The sequence below is a fragment of the Bradyrhizobium sp. genome (assembly GCF_019242285.1).
GTDB lineage: Bacteria > Pseudomonadota > Alphaproteobacteria > Rhizobiales > Xanthobacteraceae > Bradyrhizobium.
On record NZ_JAFAVV010000712.1, the window covers coordinates 1 to 17,173 of the forward strand.

Annotated in this window: 14 protein-coding genes and 1 pseudogene; 9 read left to right on the forward strand and 6 right to left on the reverse strand. The window is 65.5% G+C overall.

Annotated elements, in window-relative coordinates; translation table 11 throughout:
• On the reverse strand, positions 1 to 591 hold a 591-nt coding region (locus JOY90_RS28750), incomplete at its 3' end, for an LLM class flavin-dependent oxidoreductase (RefSeq protein WP_291694475.1).
• A 63-nt stretch (positions 592 to 654) separates the two neighbouring features.
• Complete coding sequence (locus tag JOY90_RS28755; protein ID WP_291694486.1) at positions 655 to 2,049, reverse strand: MFS transporter; 1,395 nt, start codon at positions 2,047 to 2,049, stop codon at positions 655 to 657.
• 401 nt (positions 2,050 to 2,450) lie between these two features.
• Here JOY90_RS28755 and JOY90_RS28760 point away from each other — a divergent pair, with 401 nt between their 5' ends.
• Positions 2,451 to 3,923, forward strand: a complete 1,473-nt coding sequence (locus JOY90_RS28760; RefSeq protein ID WP_291694476.1) for an FAD-binding oxidoreductase — start codon at positions 2,451 to 2,453, stop codon at positions 3,921 to 3,923.
• 86 nt (positions 3,924 to 4,009) lie between these two features.
• On the opposite strand, the pseudogene JOY90_RS28765 reads toward JOY90_RS28760, so the two are convergent.
• Positions 4,010 to 4,371 (reverse strand): annotated as a pseudogene (locus tag JOY90_RS28765) (SDR family oxidoreductase).
• Between the two features lie 199 nt (positions 4,372 to 4,570).
• On the opposite strand from JOY90_RS28765, the gene JOY90_RS28770 reads away from it, so the two are divergent.
• On the forward strand, positions 4,571 to 5,974 hold the full coding sequence (locus tag JOY90_RS28770; protein ID WP_291694487.1) for an NAD(P)-dependent oxidoreductase: 1,404 nt from the start codon (positions 4,571 to 4,573) through the stop codon (positions 5,972 to 5,974).
• Between the two features lie 4 nt (positions 5,975 to 5,978).
• Positions 5,979 to 7,304, forward strand: coding sequence for an NAD-dependent dihydropyrimidine dehydrogenase subunit PreA (preA, locus tag JOY90_RS28775; RefSeq protein ID WP_291694477.1), 1,326 nt, complete (start codon positions 5,979 to 5,981; stop codon positions 7,302 to 7,304).
• An 8-nt stretch (positions 7,305 to 7,312) separates the two neighbouring features.
• Here the strand turns inward: preA and JOY90_RS28780 are convergent, their stop codons facing one another.
• The gene (locus JOY90_RS28780; RefSeq protein ID WP_291694478.1) at positions 7,313 to 7,987 is read right to left on the reverse strand and encodes a TetR family transcriptional regulator C-terminal domain-containing protein; all 675 of its coding nucleotides are present in this window, start codon (positions 7,985 to 7,987) and stop codon (positions 7,313 to 7,315) included.
• Positions 7,988 to 8,121: 134 nt separating this feature from the next.
• Between JOY90_RS28780 and JOY90_RS28785 the strand changes: the two genes are divergently transcribed.
• The 6 genes from JOY90_RS28785 (at position 8,122) to JOY90_RS28810 (ending at position 14,638) form a co-directional block, all read left to right on the forward strand.
• Entirely contained in the window at positions 8,122 to 8,907 is a 786-nt protein-coding gene (locus JOY90_RS28785; RefSeq protein ID WP_291694479.1) for an ABC transporter ATP-binding protein, read from the forward strand.
• A gap of 88 nt (positions 8,908 to 8,995) precedes the next feature.
• Positions 8,996 to 9,844: an ABC transporter permease gene (locus JOY90_RS28790; protein WP_291694488.1), complete on the forward strand. Its 849-nt coding sequence runs from the start codon at positions 8,996 to 8,998 to the stop codon at positions 9,842 to 9,844.
• Positions 9,841 to 10,812: an ABC transporter permease gene (locus JOY90_RS28795; protein WP_291694480.1), complete on the forward strand. Its 972-nt coding sequence runs from the start codon at positions 9,841 to 9,843 to the stop codon at positions 10,810 to 10,812. The genes JOY90_RS28790 and JOY90_RS28795 overlap by 4 nt, the downstream gene beginning before the upstream one ends.
• Positions 10,813 to 10,855: 43 nt before the next feature.
• Entirely contained in the window at positions 10,856 to 11,845 is a 990-nt protein-coding gene (locus JOY90_RS28800; protein ID WP_291694481.1) for an ABC transporter substrate-binding protein, read from the forward strand.
• Positions 11,846 to 11,930: 85 nt separating this feature from the next.
• Positions 11,931 to 13,388 (forward strand): dihydropyrimidinase, encoded by a 1,458-nt coding sequence (hydA, locus tag JOY90_RS28805; RefSeq protein WP_291694482.1) that lies wholly within the window; start codon positions 11,931 to 11,933, stop codon positions 13,386 to 13,388.
• The gene (locus tag JOY90_RS28810; RefSeq protein WP_291694483.1) at positions 13,385 to 14,638 is read left to right on the forward strand and encodes a Zn-dependent hydrolase; all 1,254 of its coding nucleotides are present in this window, start codon (positions 13,385 to 13,387) and stop codon (positions 14,636 to 14,638) included. Before hydA ends, JOY90_RS28810 begins: the two co-directional genes overlap by 4 nt.
• A 25-nt stretch (positions 14,639 to 14,663) precedes the next feature.
• Here the strand turns inward: JOY90_RS28810 and JOY90_RS28815 are convergent, their stop codons facing one another.
• On the reverse strand, positions 14,664 to 15,893 hold the full coding sequence (locus JOY90_RS28815) for a Gfo/Idh/MocA family oxidoreductase (RefSeq protein ID WP_291694484.1): 1,230 nt from the start codon (positions 15,891 to 15,893) through the stop codon (positions 14,664 to 14,666).
• Positions 15,894 to 15,930: 37 nt separating this feature from the next.
• Positions 15,931 to 17,173 (reverse strand): ABC transporter ATP-binding protein (locus JOY90_RS28820; protein WP_291694485.1); only part of this gene is annotated, 1,243 nt, incomplete at its 5' end.

Consider the following 17,173-nt stretch of genomic DNA (forward strand, 5'->3'; position numbering starts at 1 on the left):
GCAGATTTTGGATCGGCGCGTCGCCGATTTGGCGGCGGATGCAGTGCTCACGACGGTCGTCCACTTCGGAGGCGATGGTTGCTGCAACGGACGCGGCACCACGCGAAGGTTGTCGAAATTGTAGTAACGCCCGTGATGCGAGATAACAGGCGCGGCAAGCCAGGCATCGAGGATTTCCAGCGTCTCGTTGAAACGCTCGCGGTTTTCCTCAGGCCCGATGCCGGTCTGGATCAGCTCCTGTGGCACGCCGCTGGCGCAGCCGATCTCGAGCCGCCCGCCTGTCAGGTGGTCGAGCATGCCGATCTCCTCCAGAACCCGCCAGGGCTGGTACAGCGGGAGCACCAGGCCCATGGTGCCGAGGCGCAGCCGCGTGGTGGATTGAGCGATGACGGCGATCAGCAGATTGGGCGACGGGCTATAGGAAAGGCCGAAATGGTGTTCGCTGAAGAAGATGCCTTCAAATCCGAGCCCATCCAACCGCCCCCAAAGGGCGATGGCCTTGCCAAACACGGCCGTAGCCGTCTGCCGTGCGACTTCCTCGTCCTCCGCAGGCGGAGCATACAGGAACTCGAATATCCAGGGCTTGATCATATGTTTCCTCGTGGCTGGCCGCGCCCTTGACGCGAAGAGAATTGCCGTGCGTAACCTTGCGGACTAGCCGAGCAGCCGCGACCTGCTGGTTTCCTGCGCAAAGCTGAGCGCGATCACTGCCGCGACTGCAAGCGCGACATAGTATCCGGTGATCGCATGGGTCGTGCCGGTCTGCGCGAACAGGCTGGTGGCGACGAGCGGCGCCATGCCTCCGCCAAACACCACGCCGAACTGCTTTCCGATCGAGACGCCGGTGAAGCGGATCTGCGTCGGAAACAGCTCGGGAAAATAGCTTCCTTCGGTGCTGAACATGAGAGGGTGAATGACGCCCGCGGCCAGCACCAAGGCGGTGGAGACCAGGAGCGTGTCACGGCTCGCAACCACGTTGTAGAAGACAAGCATCGAGACCGCCGCGATCGCGAGGCCGGCGAGGAATAGTCGCTTTCGTCCGATCCGGTCCGACCAGGCGCCGATGAGAGGCATTGCAATCAGGGCTACGAGATTCGCGAACAGCACAGCCCGCGTCACCACATCCTTCTCCACGCCGAGCTGACGCGTCGCGAAGGAAATGGTGAAGATCGCCGTCAGATAGAAATAGGACGTCTGCGCCATTTCCGCGAAGAAAACGATCATGATCGATCGCCAATGCGTCCTGATCGCCTCGATCGCAGGCACGGCCGCGAGTTCCGGCGCGCCGCGAAACGTTGCACTCTCCTCGATGCGCAGCCGCATGTAGGCACCGAGGATAACGAGGACGGCACTGATCAGGAACGGGACGCGCCAGCCCCAGGACAGCAAATCCGCTTGCGGCAGGCGCGAAATCTCGAGCGCCGCAAACGAGGCAAGAACGACACCGAGCGGTCCTGCGGCCTGGATCACGGCGGCCGAGAAGCCGCGCTGCCCGCCGGGAGAGGTTTCGATCGCCATGAGGCCGGCCGCGGTGGACTCCCCGCCCAGTGCAAACCCTTGAACGAAACGCAGCACGACGAGCGCCACAGTGGCGATGACTCCTACGCTGCCATAGGTTGGCAGCAGCCCGATCGCCATGGTCGCGAGCCCCATCATCAGCAGAGTGCACAACAAGACGGACCTGCGGCCCAGACGATCGCCGAAATGCCCGAACACCAAACCACCGAATGGGCGCGCGAGGAATCCGACGGCAAAGGTTGCGAAGACCGCGATCGTGGCGGTGAGTTGATCGAACTTCGGGAAGAAAAGCTGGTCAAAGACCAGCGGAGCGATCAGCCCGTAGATGAAGAAGTCGTACCATTCGATCGCAGTCCCGATGGTGCCGGCCACCAGAATGCGCCGGCGGCTGCTCGCCATCTGACGGGCATCAATGAGGACTGCTGAACCATCGTCATATTCCTCAAGAGTCTTGATAGCCACGTTTTCCTCCCTTTTGTCGATTTTGTTCTTGTTTGCGGCCCGCACGACCCGCACTTGTGTGCGGGGCATGCGGAAGCCGATCAGCTTGCGAGACGCGTGATCGCTCGTCTTGTGTCCGCGCGCCGGGGCAAGCCTGATCTCGTCCGCAAAGCCGAGCCGCCGGCCATGCTCCATCAACCGGGCCTGGGTGGCATTGGCCTTGCGGATTGAACACCGTCCCGGGCTTCCCATCCACCAGAACGGCGGAAAGGCCGCGCCGGCCTGGTTCATTGGCCAGCATCAGGAGGCACGAGCAAGGCGATCAGGCCGGGCTCATGCGACCTTCAAGACCTCCGCACAAAAGTCGACGTTTCTGCATGCGAGCGCTTCATGTTAGTCTCGAAACCTGAAGTCCGCCGCGACGAAAACTGGACAGAGGCCGGCGCGCTTGAGCCGTGCCAAGCCAACGAATATCTGGGAAGAGACGACTGATGCTGGGTGTTCCCTCCGATCCTCCCGTTCCGAGCGCTCCCGTGACGCCAGCCGTTCTCGATACCTTGCGTGAGATCGTGGGTGAAAAGGGTCTTATCCTCGACGAGCAGGACAAACAGCCGTTCGTGACCGACTGGCGCGGTTCACTGGTCGGGCGGGCTGCGGCGGTGGTGCGCCCCGCAAATACCCAGCAGGTCTCCAAGGTGGTGAAGCTCTGTCACGACAATAGCGTCGCCATCGTGCCGCAGGGCGGGAACACCGGCTTGATGGGCGGTGCCACGCCTTGGCCGGCGCACCGTGGCATCGTGTTGTCGCTCGGTCGCATGAACCACGTGCTCGATGTCGACCCGGCGGGCTACTCCATGACCGTGGAGGCGGGCTGCATCCTGCAGACGATCCAGGAGACGGCTGCGGGCCACGACCGGTTCTTCCCCCTCAGCCTCGGCGCGCAGGGCTCCTGCATGATTGGAGGCAATCTGTCGACCAATGCCGGTGGCGTGCAGGTGCTGCGCTACGGCAATGCACGCAACCTGGTGTTGGGCCTCGAGGTCGTGCTGGCGAACGGCGATGTCTGGGACGGGCTACGTTCGCTCAAGAAGGACAATACCGGCTACGACCTCAAGCACCTGTTCATGGGCGCCGAAGGGACGCTTGGCATCATCACAAAAGCGGTGCTGAAACTTTGGCCAGCGCCGAAAGATGTGTGCACGGCCTGGCTGGCTATTCGCGATCCTCAGGCCGCCATCAACATTCTATCGGAGGCGTACGCCGCGTCGGACGACAATGTCGGATCCTGCGAGCTCATGAGCCGCGCCTGCACCGATCTGGTGCTCCGTCACGTTCCTGGCACCCAGGATCCTCTCAAGGCGGACACCGAGTGGTACCTCCTTCTCGAATGGTCATCCTCCCGGCCGCGACAGGACGGCGCCGCCGGCATGTCGGATAAAATGGAACAGTTCCTGGCGGACCAGATGGAAGCGGGCCGGGTGCTGGACGCGGCGATCGCACAAACGCAAACCCAGGCGCGCAACATGTGGCGCATTCGCGAAAGCGTGGCCGAGGCCTCGCGGGCCGAGGGGCCCGGCCTGAGCTACGACGTGTCCGTGGCAGTCTCCCGAATTCCCGAGTTCATCGGCAGGGGCAGCAAGGCCGTGCTGGAGATCCTGCCGACGATTCGCCCGTATCCGCTCGGCCATATCGGAGACGGAAATCTGCACTTCTCCTTTATGGGTCCGATCGGCATGGACCGGCAGACACTGACCCAGTATTCCACCGCCATCACGCGGGCTGTCAACGATCTCGTCACCTCCATGCGCGGTTCAATTTCAGCGGAACATGGCATCGGCGCAGACAAGATCGACGAGCTGGCTCACTACCGCTCCAAGACCGAGCTCGACATCATGCGCACGATCAAGCGGGCACTCGATCCAAACAACATCATGAACCCCGGCAAGGTCCTGCGCCTGTCATGAGGTTGGCGTGCCCGCTGGAGCCTAGAGCTTTCGTTCCGATGGAATCGGAACGAAAGCTCTAGCTTCTTCGTTTTGACGCGTTTTCTTCACGCGAACCGGCATCCACTTCGCTCGAAAACCCTCTGGCCGAGGCCTCCGTCGATCCGGAAGCACTGGCGTGTGATGCGCCGGCTCTCGTCGGACGCCAGGAACAGCGCCATGCGCGCGACGTCGTCCGGGGTCACGGCATCGGGAACGGCCTGACGCGCGCGAAGCTCGTCGATTTTCCGCTCGTCCGGAAACCAGAGCCGGCGCTCCGTGACCACCATGCCGGGCGCGTGGCGTTGACGCGGATCCGATCGGGTCCGACCAGCCGGGCAAGCGAGTTGGTGAAGCCGACGATCGCCGCCTTCGCCGCGGCGTAAGCCGGCAGCGCCGGCGCGCCGCGCATCCATGCCACCGACGACATGCTGCTCCGACATTTCCGTCCCTGTCGTCATTCTTGAATTTGCGCGCAGAGCGTTTCGCCTGTCAAGGCGATTGCTCGCTCAATGCATCGGCTTGTTGTCGTGCGGGGCGGCAAGCGGAGGCGATTTGACAGCGCGGGACGATTTTGATCATCTGGTCAAATCCTGTTGCGGGGATCCGACATCGAGGCGCGCATCGCGATGCTGGACCGCAGTTTTGGGGGTGCAACTTTGGGCAACGACGCCGGTGGCCATCTCGCAGCAAACCGAATCTCTGCGGAGCAGTGCCGCGAGAACTTCAAGGATCTTCAACCTCCACTTGATTCGAACCAGGCGCGCGTCGCGGCTGAACGCTGCCTGTTCTGCTACGACGCGCCCTGCGTCACGGCCTGCCCGACCTCGATCGACATTCCGCTCTTCATCCGGCAGATCGCGGGCGGCCAGCCGGTCGCGGCCGCCAGAGCGATCCTCGACGCCAATGTGATGGGCGCCATGTGCGCGCGGGTCTGCCCGACGGAAAACCTGTGCGAGGGCGCGTGCGTGCGCGAGACCGCGGAGTCGCAGGCCGTCGAGATCGGGCGGCTGCAACGTTTTGCCACCGACGCCGCCTTTGCGAGCGGACGCCAGTTCTATCGCGCCGGTCCGCCGACCGGCCGGCATGTGGCCGTGGTCGGTGCCGGTCCGGCGGGATTGGCCTGCGCGCACGCGCTGGCGCGGGCCGGTCACCAGGTGACGATCTACGAGGCACGCGACAAGGGCGGCGGCCTCAACGAATACGGCATCGCGGCCTACAAAACCAATGACGACATCGCACAGAGGGAGCTCGCCTATATCCTCGACGTCGGCGGCATCCATATGGAATACGGCAAGACGCTCGGCCGCGACTTCACGCTGGCGAGCCTGCAGGCCGGCCATGACGCGGTGTTCCTCGGGCTTGGCCTCGGCGACACCAACGGACTCGGCCTCGGCGAGCCACCCGAAGGGGTCGTCGACGCGGTCGACTTCATCGCCACGCTGCGCCAGGCCACGGACAAGACGGCTGTGCCGGTCGGAAACAACGTGCTCGTGATCGGCGGCGGCATGACCGCGATCGACGCCGCGACGCAAGCCAAGCTGCTCGGCGCCGAATGCGTGACCATCGTCTATCGCCGCGCCAAGACTGCGATGCCAGCGTCTCAATACGAGCAGGCCGTGGCGCAGGTCCGGGGCGTGCTGATCCGCGAGAACCTGATGCCAGCAGCGATCGAAAGCCGGGACGGCATGGTGAGCGGCGTGACCTTCGAGCCTACGCGAAGCGACGGTGGCCGGCTCATCGGCACCGGCGAGCGCGTGACGCTCGCGGCCGACCATGTGCTCACCGCGATTGGCCAGGTGCTGCGCGGGACCGACCTCGCGGGCAGCGGCCTCGCTCTCGAGAAGGGCCGGATCGCCGTCGACGCTGAACGCCGCACCAGCCTGCCCGGCGTCTGGGCCGGCGGCGACTGCGTCGCCGGCGGCAGCGACCTGACGGTAGCCGCGGTCGAGGACGGCAAGAAGGCTGCCGCCTCGATCATCGCAGCGCTCGCGGCAATGGCCGCCGTCGCCCCTCTTCGCGCGGGAGCGTGACATCATGACGGACCTTCGCACGAGCTTTGCCGGCATCAGATCGCCCAATCCGTTCTGGCTCGCCTCCGCGCCACCGACCGACAAGGCCTACAACGTCGTCCGCGCCTTCAAGGCGGGATGGGGCGGCGTGGTGTGGAAGACGCTGGGCGAGGACCCGCCGATCGTCAATGTCAGCGGACCGCGTTACGGCGCCATCCATGGCGCGGACCGGCGCGTGATCGGCTTCAACAACATCGAGCTGATCACCGACCGTCCGCTGGACGTGAACCTGCGCGAGATCAAAGAGCTGAAGCGCGACTGGCCCGGCCGCGCCATCGTCGTCTCGCTGATGGTGCCCTGCGAGGAGAAGAACTGGGCCGCCATCATCAAGCGCGTGGAGGAGACCGACGCGGACGGCATCGAGCTCAATTTCGGCTGCCCGCATGGCATGAGCGAGCGCGGCATGGGCGCGGCGGTCGGCCAGGTGCCCGGCTACATCGAGATGGTGACGCGCTGGTGCAAGGCGCACAGCCGCATGCCCGTGATCGTCAAGCTGACGCCGAACGTCGCGAGCATCCTGCCGCCGGCCGAAGCGTGCCTGCGTGGCGGCGCCGACGCGGTCTCGCTGATCAACACCGTGAACGCGCTGATGGGCGTCGACATCGACCTGATGGCGCCGTGGCCGCATCTCGATGGCCTCGGCACCCATGGCGGCATGTGTGGTTCCGTGGTGAAACCGATCGCGCTCAACATGGTCGCCGCGATCGCGCGCCATCCTGCGACCTCGGCCCTGCCCGTCTCCGGCATCGGTGGCATCGAGAAATGGCGCGATGCCGCCGAGTTCATGGCGCTCGGTGCCCGCAACATCCAGGTCTGCACCGCGGCGATGCTGTACGGCTTCAAGATCGTCGAGGAGATGATCGCCGGTCTTTCCGAATGGATGGACCAGAAGGGTTATGCGAGGGTCGACGATTTCGTCGGCAAGGCTGCTCCACGCATGACCGAGTGGCAGCACCTCAATCTCGATTATGTCGTCAAGGCGCGCATCGATCAGGACCTCTGCATCAAATGCGGCCGCTGCCACATCGGCTGCGAGGACACCTCGCACCAGGCCATCACCAGCATGAAGGACGGCCGGCGCCATTTCGAGGTGATCGAGGAGGAATGCGTCGGCTGCAATCTCTGCGCTTTGGTCTGTCCGGTCGAGAACTGCATCACCATGGTTCCGCTCCAGGAGGGCGAAATCGACCGGCGCACGGGCCTGAAGGTCGGGGGGCACCGCACGTGGCTCGAGCACCCCAACAATCCGCTGGCGGTTGACCCGAAGCCGGCCAAATACGCCGGAGACTAGGTTTCGTGCTATGAAGGCGGCTCCGGTCCAAGGATCGCATGCAGGATGGATTGCCGCGCCGCGGCGAAGAAGGCGGGATGGTGGAGCGTGCGGCCCGTAATGGCCTCGACCTGCGAGGAGAAGTCGGCGTAATGCTGTGTCGTCGCCCAGATCATGAAGATGAGGTGATGCGGATCGCGGCGCGGCAGCCGCCCCTGCGCCATCCAGCGCCTGAGCAGCATCACCTTGCCGTCGACCAGCGTCTTGAGCTCGCCACCGAGCAGGTCCTTGAGTACGGGAGCACCGCGCATCACCTCGATCGCAAACAGCCGCGACGCCTTGGGATGGTCGCGCGCATATTCGAGCTTCTCGGTGACATAGTCGGCGAGCGCGGCGCGCGGATCGCTGTGGGCTTCGATGCGGGCGAGCGGGACGATCCACATGTCGAGCGTGCGCCGCAGCACCGCGAGGTAGAGATGCTGCTTGGTGCGGAAGTAATACAGCAGGTTCGGCTTCGACAGGCCCGCCATCCCGGCAATCGCGTCGATCCGCGCGCCGGTAAAGCCGTGCATCGCAAATACCGAGAGCGCCGCATCCAGGATGCGCTGCACATTGGCCTCGCCGCCGCGCGTCTTGGCACGGGTCTCCGGCAATGCCGGCTCCGCCTTTCGCACCTTTCGCAGCACCGCACGCCCTGCCGCCATGCCGTGTTTCACTCCCGCCCGAGTCCATCCGGGATCATGTGTCCAGAACTATCGCCTCTGATATCCCGGGGCAAGGCATGGCATCCGACCTGCTGTGATTCCAAATATCGGATCGCCCCAGCAGAGAGTTGCCCGTGAGCTCGCCGGCCGCCATCGATATCCGCAATCTTTCGCTGACGTTTGCAACCGGCGACGGCCCGGTTTACGCACTGGACAATGCGAGCCTGACGGTGGACAGGGGCGCGTTCATCTCCTTCATCGGCCCATCCGGCTGCGGCAAGACCACGCTGCTCCGCGTCATTGCCGACCTCGAGCATCCCACCTCCGGCAACATCTCCGTCAACGGCGCTTCACCGCGACAGGCGCGGCTGAACCGCCATTACGGCTATGTATTCCAGGCGCCGGCGCTCTATCCGTGGCGCACGGTGGAGGCCAACGTCACGCTGCCGCTCGAGATCTTCGGCCTGCCCTCGGCCGAGCGCAAGGCGCGCGCACGGGCGCACCTCGCCATGGTCAACCTGTCGGGATTCGAGAGGAAATATCCCTGGCAGCTCTCGGGCGGCATGCAGCAGCGTGTGTCGATCGCGCGTGCGCTGTCGTTCGAGCCGGAGCTGCTGTTGATGGACGAGCCGTTCGGCGCGCTCGACGAGATCGTGCGCGACCGGCTCAACGAGCAACTCCTCGATCTCTGGGCCAGGACCGGAAAGACCGTGGTCTTCGTCACCCATTCGATTCCGGAGGCGGTGTTTCTCTCGACACGGATCGTGGTGATGTCGCCACGACCTGGACGGATCATCGACGTGATCGATTGCGACCTCGGACCAAAGCGCACGCTCGACATCCGCGAATCGCCGGAATTCCTCAGGATCGCGCATCGCGTCAGGGAGGGTTTGCGTGCCGGCCATTCCTACGACGACTAGCGCGCCGCTCGCGATCACCGGGGCGGCCCCGCCGCTCACGCGCCTGCTGTCGGGCGTGCGGCGCGGCGCGCTCATTCCGGTCGCGACCATGACGATGGTCATCATTGCGGTCTGGTACCTTGCCTGCCTGCCGATGAACCGCGACCTGCCGCAGCTCGCCAACGTCGTGGGGCTGGCCGACCGCTACGAGGTGGCCTGGGGCCTGGAGCGGCCCGTGCTGCCTGCGCCGCATCAGATCGTTGCAGAGCTCTATGCCTCGACGCTCGGCACCGCGCTGTTCCGCGAAACCGCCGACGGCTTCGTCCTCAATCCGCGCAACCTCCTCACCCATGCCTGGGTCACGGTCTCGGCGACGCTCGCCGGCTTCGCCATCGGCGTCATGCTCGGCATCGTGCTCGCGATCGCCATCACCGAGGTCGAGGCGCTGCGCATCAGCCTGATGCCCTGGATCGTGGCGAGTCAGACCGTGCCGATTCTCGCGGTCGCGCCGATCATCATCGTCGCCCTTGGCTCGATCGGGATCGTCGGCCTGCTGCCGAAGGCGATCATCTCCGCCTATCTCTCGTTCTTTCCGGTCGCCATCGGCATGGTGAAGGGATTCGGTTCGCCCGAGGCGATGCTGCTCGACCTGATGCGTACCTACAATGCTTCGAAGGCACAGATCTTCCTCAAGCTGCGCTGGCCGGCGTCGATTCCGCTATTGTTCGCCAGCCTGAAAGTGTCGATCTCGATCAGCCTGGTCGGCGCCATCGTCGGCGAACTGCCGACCGGTGCCCAGGCCGGGATTGGCGCGCGGCTGCTGTCCGGCTCCTATTACGGCCAGACCGTGCAGATCTGGTCGGCGCTGGCGATAGCGGCGATCCTCGCCTCGCTCCTGATCGCCGCCGTCGTGCTGGCGGAGCGCCTGACGCTGAACGCGATGGGAGCTCGCCCATGAGCGACACGGCGGCGGCTTCGACCGGCCGCAATGCCACGCGCCTGCTCGCCGTGCTGGCGCTCGGCGGCGCGGCCGCCATCGCGGCGCTGCTGCTGGCGCACCATGGCGCGGGAAGCCTGTTCGCCCTGCTCGTCGTCGTCGCCTGGGCGGCGCTGTGGTACGCCAACCTCCTCTGGAGCCGCCGGCGATCGCTGCCGCCTGCGCTGGCGCGCCACGCGGACAAGGGCGTGCCGCTGGTGTTCGGCCTCACACTGGTCTTCCTCTGGGAGGCGGCCTGCGTCGGGTTCAACGTTCCTAGCGTGCTTCTGCCCGCCCCGTCGCTGATCGTGCAGCGACTGCTTTCCTCGCTGCCGCAGATGGGCGCGGACTTCGTCCAGACCTTCGTCCGCGCGGCGCTTCCTGGCTGGCTGATCGGCTCGCTTGCCGGCTTTCTCGCAGCGCTCGCCTGCGACCGCTACGATTTCCTGCGCCGCGGCCTGATCCCGATCGGCAACTTCGTCTCGGCGTTGCCGATCATCGGCATCGCGCCGATCCTCGTGATGTGGTTCGGCTTCGACTGGCAGTCGAAGGCGGCGGTCGTGGTGGTGATGACTTTTTTCCCCATGCTGGTCAACGCGGTCGCGGGCTTGGCCGCCGCCGGCACGATCGAGCGCGACCTGATGCACAGCTACGGCGCATCGTGGCTGCAGACGTTGCTCGCGCTCCGCCTGCCGGCCGCGATGCCGTTCTTGTTCAACGCGCTGAAGATCAACGCCTCGCTGGCGCTGATCGGCGCCATCGTGGCCGAGTTCTTCGGCACGCCGACGCTCGGCATGGGTTTTCGCATCTCGACCGAGGTCGGACGGATGTCGCTTGACATGGTATGGGCGACGATCGTGGTCGCCGCCGTCGCAGGCTCCGCATTCTTCGGCGTTCTCGTCCTGATCGAGAGGAAGGTGACCTTCTGGCATCCCTCGAACCGCCAGTGAGGAAGGATTTGACCGCTGCACTGATCGGAAAAGGAGACGACGTATGATGAAGCGTTTGACAATCGGCGCGCTGCTGGTCGCGGGGTCGGTGTTTCCTGCGGCCGCCCAGGACAAGGTAACGCTGCAACTGAAATGGGTGACGCAGGCGCAGTTCGCCGGCTACTACGTCGCCAAGGACAAGGGCTACTACAAGGCCGAGGGCCTCGACGTCACCATCAAGCCCGGCGGTCCGGACATCGCGCCGGAGCAGGTGATCGCGGGCGGCGGCGCCGACGTCATCATCGACTGGATGCCGGCCGCACTCGCGGCGCGCGAAAAGGGTGTCGCGCTCGTCAACATCGCCCAGCCCTTCAGGCGCTCCGGCATGATGCTGACCTGCCGCAAGGATGCAGGTGTCGCCGCGCCGACCGACTTCAAGGACAAGACGCTCGGCGTCTGGTTCTTCGGCAACGAATATCCCTTCATGGCCTGGATGGCCAAGCTCGGCTACAAGACCGACGGCTCGCCCGGCGGCGTCAAGGTGATCAAGCAGGGCTTCAACGTCGATCCCCTGCTCCAGAAGCAGGCGGCCTGCGTATCGACCATGACCTACAACGAGTACTGGCAGGTGATCGATGGCGGGTTGAAGCCCGAGGAGCTTGCCGTCTTCAACTATACGGACCAGGGCGTCTCGACCATGGAGGACGGCCTCTACGTGCTGGAGAGCAAATTGTCGGACCCGGCCTTCGTGACCAGGATGGCGAAATTCGTGCGCGCCTCGATGAAGGGCTGGGATTACGCCCGCACCAGCACTGACGACGCCGTCAAGATCGTGCTCGACAACGATACCAGCGGTGCGCAGAAGGAGCCGCATCAGAAGCGCATGATGGGCGAGATCAACAAGCTGACGGCCGGCTCGAACGGCCAGCTCGATCCGGCCGACTACGAGCGCACCGTGGCGACCTTGATGGGAGCCGGCGGCGAGCAGCCGGTGATCACCAGGAAGCCCGAAGGCGCCTGGACCCATGCCATCACCGACGCTGCGCTGAAATAGCGCGCGAGAGCAGCATCGCCGTTGCGGCGTGCGCCGCAGCGGCACTTTCCAGCAAGCGACCACCAGATTCAGCCGGAGGACCCCCATGGCCATGCTCATTCGCGGCGGCACCGTCATCAACCACGACCATTCGCGCCGCGCCGACGTCCTGATCGATGGCGACAAGATCATCGCGGTGGACGAGAGGATCGCGCCACCTGCGTCGTGCGAGATCATCGATGCCGGCGGCTGCGACATCCTGCCGGGCGGCATCGACCCGCACACCCACATGGAGTTGCTCTTCATGGGCACCGTCTCGGCCGACGATTTCGAGTGGGGGACCAAGGCGGCGGTATCGGGCGGCACCACGATGATCGTCGACTTCTGCATCCCGGCGCCGGGCGAATCCATGCTCAAGGCCTACCAGGACTGGCGCCACAAGAGCGAGAAGGCGGCCTGCGACTACTCCTTCCACATGGCGGTGACGTCATGGTCGAAGCAGGTATTCGACGAAATGGGCACGGTGGTGAACACCTACGGCATCAACACCTTCAAGCATTTCATGGCCTACAAGGGCGCACTGATGGTGAACGACGACGAGCTCTACAACTCGTTCTCGCGCTGTGCCGCGCTCGGCGCGATGCCGATGGTGCACGCGGAGAACGGCGACGTCGTGTTCCGCCTGCAGGAGATGCTGATGGGGAAAGGCGCAACGGGGCCGGAGAACCACGCCTATTCCCGTCCGCCGGAGGTCGAGGGCGAGGCCACCAACCGCGCCATCATGATCGCCGACATGGCGGGCTCCCAGCTCTATGTCGTGCACACCTCCTGCCGCGAGGCGCATGAGGCGATCGCGCGGGCGCGCGCCGCCGGCAAGCGCGTCTACGGCGAGCCGCTGATCCAGCATCTCGTGCTCGACGACGACGAATACCGCAATCCCGACTGGGACTATTCGGCCGCGCGCGTGATGTCGCCGCCGTTCCGGCCGCGGAAGCATCAGGATTCGCTGTGGACCGGTTTGCAGGCCGGCTCGCTGCAGGTGGTCGCGACCGACCACTGCTCCTTCACCCGCGAGCAGAAGCGGATCGGCCTCAACGATTTCCGCATGATCCCCAATGGCACCGGCGGCATCGAAGACCGCCTGCCCGTGCTGTGGACCCATGGCGTCAACACCGGACGTTTGACCAAGGAGGAGTTCGTCGCCGTCACCTCGGCGAACATCGCGCGCATCCTCAACATCTATCCGCGCAAGGGCGCAGTCGCGGTCGGCTCCGATGCGGACCTCGTGGTGTGGGATCCCGCGGCCACCAAGACCATCTCGGCGAACAAGCAGCTCAGCCGAATCGACTACAACGTGTTCGAGGGTATCACCTGCACGGGCGCTCCGCGCATCACGGTCTCGCGTGGCCGCATCGCCTGGAAAGAGGGCGAACTCAGGGCCGAGAAAGGCGACGGCGAGTTCGTCGCGCGGCGCCCCTTCCCCGCGACACATGTCGCCAACAGCACGTGGAAGGAGATCTCCGCGCCGAAGCCGGTCACACGCGACATGCCGGTGGTGCCATGACCAGCGCCGACTTCACCAATCTCACCATCGATCCGCAGCGGCTGTGGGACAGCCTGATGGAAACCGCCCGCTTCGGTGCGACAGCGAAAGGCGGCATCCGCCGCCTCACGCTGTCCGACGAGGATCGCCAGGTGCGCGACTGGTTCAGGCGCGCCTGCGAGGCGATCGGCGGCACCGTCACGGTCGACGATTGCGGCAACATGTTCGCGCGCCGCCCCGGCAGGCGCAACGATCTGCCGCCGATCTGCATGGGCTCGCATCTCGACACCCAGCCGACCGGGGGCAAGTTCGACGGCAATCTCGGCGTGCTCGCCGCGCTGGAGGTGATGCGCACCTTGCATGCGAGCGGCTACGAAACCAATGCGCCGATCGAGATCGTGAACTGGACCAACGAGGAAGGCTCGCGCTTTGCGCCCGCGATGCTCGCCTCCGGCGTATTCGCCGGCGCCTTCACCCGGGAGTTCGCCTATTCGCGCGAGGATCGCGACGGCAGGACGTTCGCGGCCGAGCTCGCGCGCATCGGCTACCGGGGCGACGAGCCAGTCGGCGCCCGCAAGATCGGCGCGATGTTCGAGCTGCACATCGAGCAGGGTCCGATCCTCGAGGCCGAAGGCAAGATGGTCGGCGTCGTCACCGGCGTCCAGGGCATGCGCTGGTACGAGGTGACGGTGCGCGGCCAGGAGGCACATACCGGCGCGACGCCGATGCACCTGCGCCGGAACGCGCTGCTCGGCGCCGCCCGCATGATCGAGGCGATCGACGCCATCGCCCTGCGTCACACCCCCGACGCGGTCGGCACCGTGGGGCTCGCCGAGGTGCGTCCGAACTCCCGCAATGTAGTGCCGGGCGAGGTGTTCTTCTGTGTCGATTTCCGCCATCCCGACGAAGCGGTGCTGGAAACGATGGAGCGGGAATTTCGCGCGGCGCTGCCGGCGACGCTGGAGCCGCTCGGGCTCGCCTTCGAGGAGAAGCGCATCTGGAACAGCCCGGCCGTGCAGTTCGATACGGAGATGATCGGTTGCGTGCGCAAGGGGGCCGAGAAGGCCGGCTTTGCCACCCGCGACATGGTCTCGGGCGCCGGCCATGACGCCGCCTACATCGCACGCGTCGCGCCGACCACGATGATCTTCGTGCCCTGCGCCGGCGGCATCAGCCACAACGAGGCGGAATCCACGTCGTTCGAGGAATGCGGCGCCGGTGCGCAGGTGCTGCTGGAGGCCGTACTCGCCTACGATCAGCGTTTCGGCTGAACGATTCCGGACTGCGTGCATGCTGTCAGCGGGCCACCAGCGGCACGTAGTGCTCGAGCTCGGGATCCGGGAAATGCACGGTCCGACCGAGCTCCGCAGAGCGATAGAGTCCCATGAGCATTTCCATAACGCCAACTCCGTCATCAAAGGTCTCAGTGGGACTCATGCCAAGCCTGAACGCTTCGACCATATGGCGGTTTTCGTCCGTGTAACCGTAGATGCCGGCTTCGTCCCCGACCACCGGCATCAGGCCTTGTTCGGCATTCTGCTTCTCGACGAGGTCCTCGCCCTCCAGCCCGGTGAGCGTGCGTGACAGGAAGACCTTGAGTCCGGTCGAGAGCGACGAGAACTCCATCGAATATTCGGGGCCAAGCAACTCGAGCTGGATGCGCAGGCCGGCGCCGACATAGGCCCATGAAGTCGTCGCCTCGATCATCAATTGATGCCCGTCGGCATCTTCCATCGTGAGGATACCGCGCGCGAAATCCTCGACCGGACGCCTAGCGAAATCGACGCCCATTCGCGTCCTGAGGTCGGCGGCATAGCGGGGGCGCGTCCATTTGAGATTGGCCGTCGTGGCGCTGGCGCTGACCAGCCGCAAGGACTCGCGCTTCGCGCCGGGCGCGGTCAGCATGAAGCGTGCGACCTCGACCGAATGGCACATCATGTCGGAAAGCACGCCGCCGCCCTGCTTTTCGCCCTGCCAGAACCACGGCTCGTGCGGTCCGGAATGCTCCTCTGCCGCGCGGGCGAGATAGGGGCGGCCGCTCCCGGGCACGGCCCGCCGCCAGATGATGTCCTTACCACGCATCACCGCGGTCGAAAATATCTGGTTCTCCAGATAGCCGTGGAGCAAGCCTGCCTCCTCGACGAGCCTGCGCATTTCCCGTGCTTCGGCAAGCGTGCGGGCCAGCGGCTTTTCGCAGGCAACCGCGCGCACAGGAGCTCCGGCCTTCGTCACGCGGTGAATCTCGCGCATGATGTCGAGACGGGTGTCGTTCGGCGCCAGCAGCCAGAGCGCATCGACCTCGCCGGACGAGGCCATGGCCTCGATGCTGTCGAACACATGCGCCGGCCCCAGGCCAAGACTGCGCGCCTTGTCCGCGATACGCGTTCGCCGCTCGGCAGAGCGGCTGTACACGCCGCCGACACTGACATTGCGCACACCGAGCATGGACTGCAGATGGAACGCGGCGATAAAGCCGCTGCCGATGAGCCCGATGCGCAGCATCGGAAGTTCGGTGAGCTTCTGCATGTCGGAGACCTCCTTCGATGATGAGCTGGGCTTCGGATCAGTGCGGCGCTCGGCGCTGCCGGCCCGGGATCGCGGCGAGCAATGCTTGCGTGTAAGGATGCTCCGGCCGATTGAGCAGATCTGCGGTCGGTCTGATCTCGACGATTTCACCAAGTCGCATCACGGCGATCCGATCGCAGACCTGGGCCGCGACGTTGAGGTCGTGGGTGATGAACAGCATCGCCAGCCGCAGCCGCGTCTTCAGGGTCTCGAGCAGGGCGAGCACTTGCGCCTGGACCGAGACGTCGAGCGCCGACACCGGCTCGTCGGCGACCAACACCTCGGGGTCGAGCGCCAGCGCGCGCGCAATGCCGATCCGTTGGCGCTGCCCTCCGGAGAATTCATGCGGAAAGCGTCGCGCCGCGCCCGGGTCGAGACCGACGAGCGCCAACAGTTCCTCGGCGCGCGCGAAGGCTAGCGCCGCCGGCACGCCGTGCGCGATGGGCCCGTCGGCGATGATCCGCCCGACGCGGCGACGCGGATTGAGCGAGGCAAACGGATCCTGGAACACCATTTGGACGTGCTTGCGGGCGGCCCGTAGGCGGGCTCCGCGGGCCTCGGAGAAATCCAGTTCGCCGATGCGGACGACCCCAGCATCGGCGTCGGTGAGACGCATCACCAGCCGGCCGATCGTGCTCTTGCCCGAGCCCGACTCTCCGACCAGGCCGAGCGTCTCGCCGCGCCGGATCTCGAAGCTCACGCTCTTGACGGCCGCGACCTCGGTCTGTGCTCCGAACCATTCGTTGCCGCGATACGTCTTCGCAAGCCCGGCCGCTGCGCAGGCGATCGGTTCGTCCGTGACCTGGGCCCGCACGGGCGGGGTCCCGCCGGGCACGGCGGCGAGCAGCCGGCGTGTATAGGGATGCCGCGGGCGCTTCAGTACGTCCTCGACCGGCCCCTGTTCGACAACGCGGCCATTCTCCATGACCGCGACGCGGTCCGCGATGTCGGCGACCACACCGAAATCATGAGTGACGAACAGCACCGCCATGCCGCGCCGCTGCTGGATGTCGCGGATGAGCCGAAGGATCTGCGCCTGCGTGGTGACGTCGAGCGCCGTGGTCGGTTCGTCCGCCACCAGGATCGACGGTTCGAGCGCCAGCGCCATTGCAATCATGACGCGCTGACGTTGGCCGCCCGACAATTGATGCGGATAGCTGCGGATGATCCGCTCCAGGTCGCGCAAGCCCACTTCTTCGAGGCGGGCGCGCAGGCGCACCTGCCGTTCAGCCGGCGTGAGC

Excerpts from the sequence above, each read along its gene's own strand:
- JOY90_RS28770 (WP_291694487.1), top strand. The coding sequence starts at position 4,571 with ATGCTGGACCGCAGTTTTGGGGGTGCAACTTTGGGCAACGACGCCGGT.
- JOY90_RS28755 (WP_291694486.1), bottom strand. The coding sequence starts at position 2,049 with ATGCCCCGCACACAAGTGCGGGTCGTGCGGGCCGCAAACAAGAACAAA.
- preA (WP_291694477.1), top strand. The coding sequence starts at position 5,979 with ATGACGGACCTTCGCACGAGCTTTGCCGGCATCAGATCGCCCAATCCG.
- JOY90_RS28760 (WP_291694476.1), top strand. The coding sequence starts at position 2,451 with ATGCTGGGTGTTCCCTCCGATCCTCCCGTTCCGAGCGCTCCCGTGACG.
- JOY90_RS28800 (WP_291694481.1), top strand. The coding sequence starts at position 10,856 with ATGATGAAGCGTTTGACAATCGGCGCGCTGCTGGTCGCGGGGTCGGTG.
- JOY90_RS28810 (WP_291694483.1), top strand. The coding sequence starts at position 13,385 with ATGACCAGCGCCGACTTCACCAATCTCACCATCGATCCGCAGCGGCTG.
- JOY90_RS28795 (WP_291694480.1), top strand. The coding sequence starts at position 9,841 with ATGAGCGACACGGCGGCGGCTTCGACCGGCCGCAATGCCACGCGCCTG.
- hydA (WP_291694482.1), top strand. The coding sequence starts at position 11,931 with ATGGCCATGCTCATTCGCGGCGGCACCGTCATCAACCACGACCATTCG.
- JOY90_RS28780 (WP_291694478.1), bottom strand. The coding sequence starts at position 7,987 with ATGGCGGCAGGGCGTGCGGTGCTGCGAAAGGTGCGAAAGGCGGAGCCG.
- JOY90_RS28815 (WP_291694484.1), bottom strand. The coding sequence starts at position 15,893 with ATGCAGAAGCTCACCGAACTTCCGATGCTGCGCATCGGGCTCATCGGC.
- JOY90_RS28790 (WP_291694488.1), top strand. The coding sequence starts at position 8,996 with ATGACGATGGTCATCATTGCGGTCTGGTACCTTGCCTGCCTGCCGATG.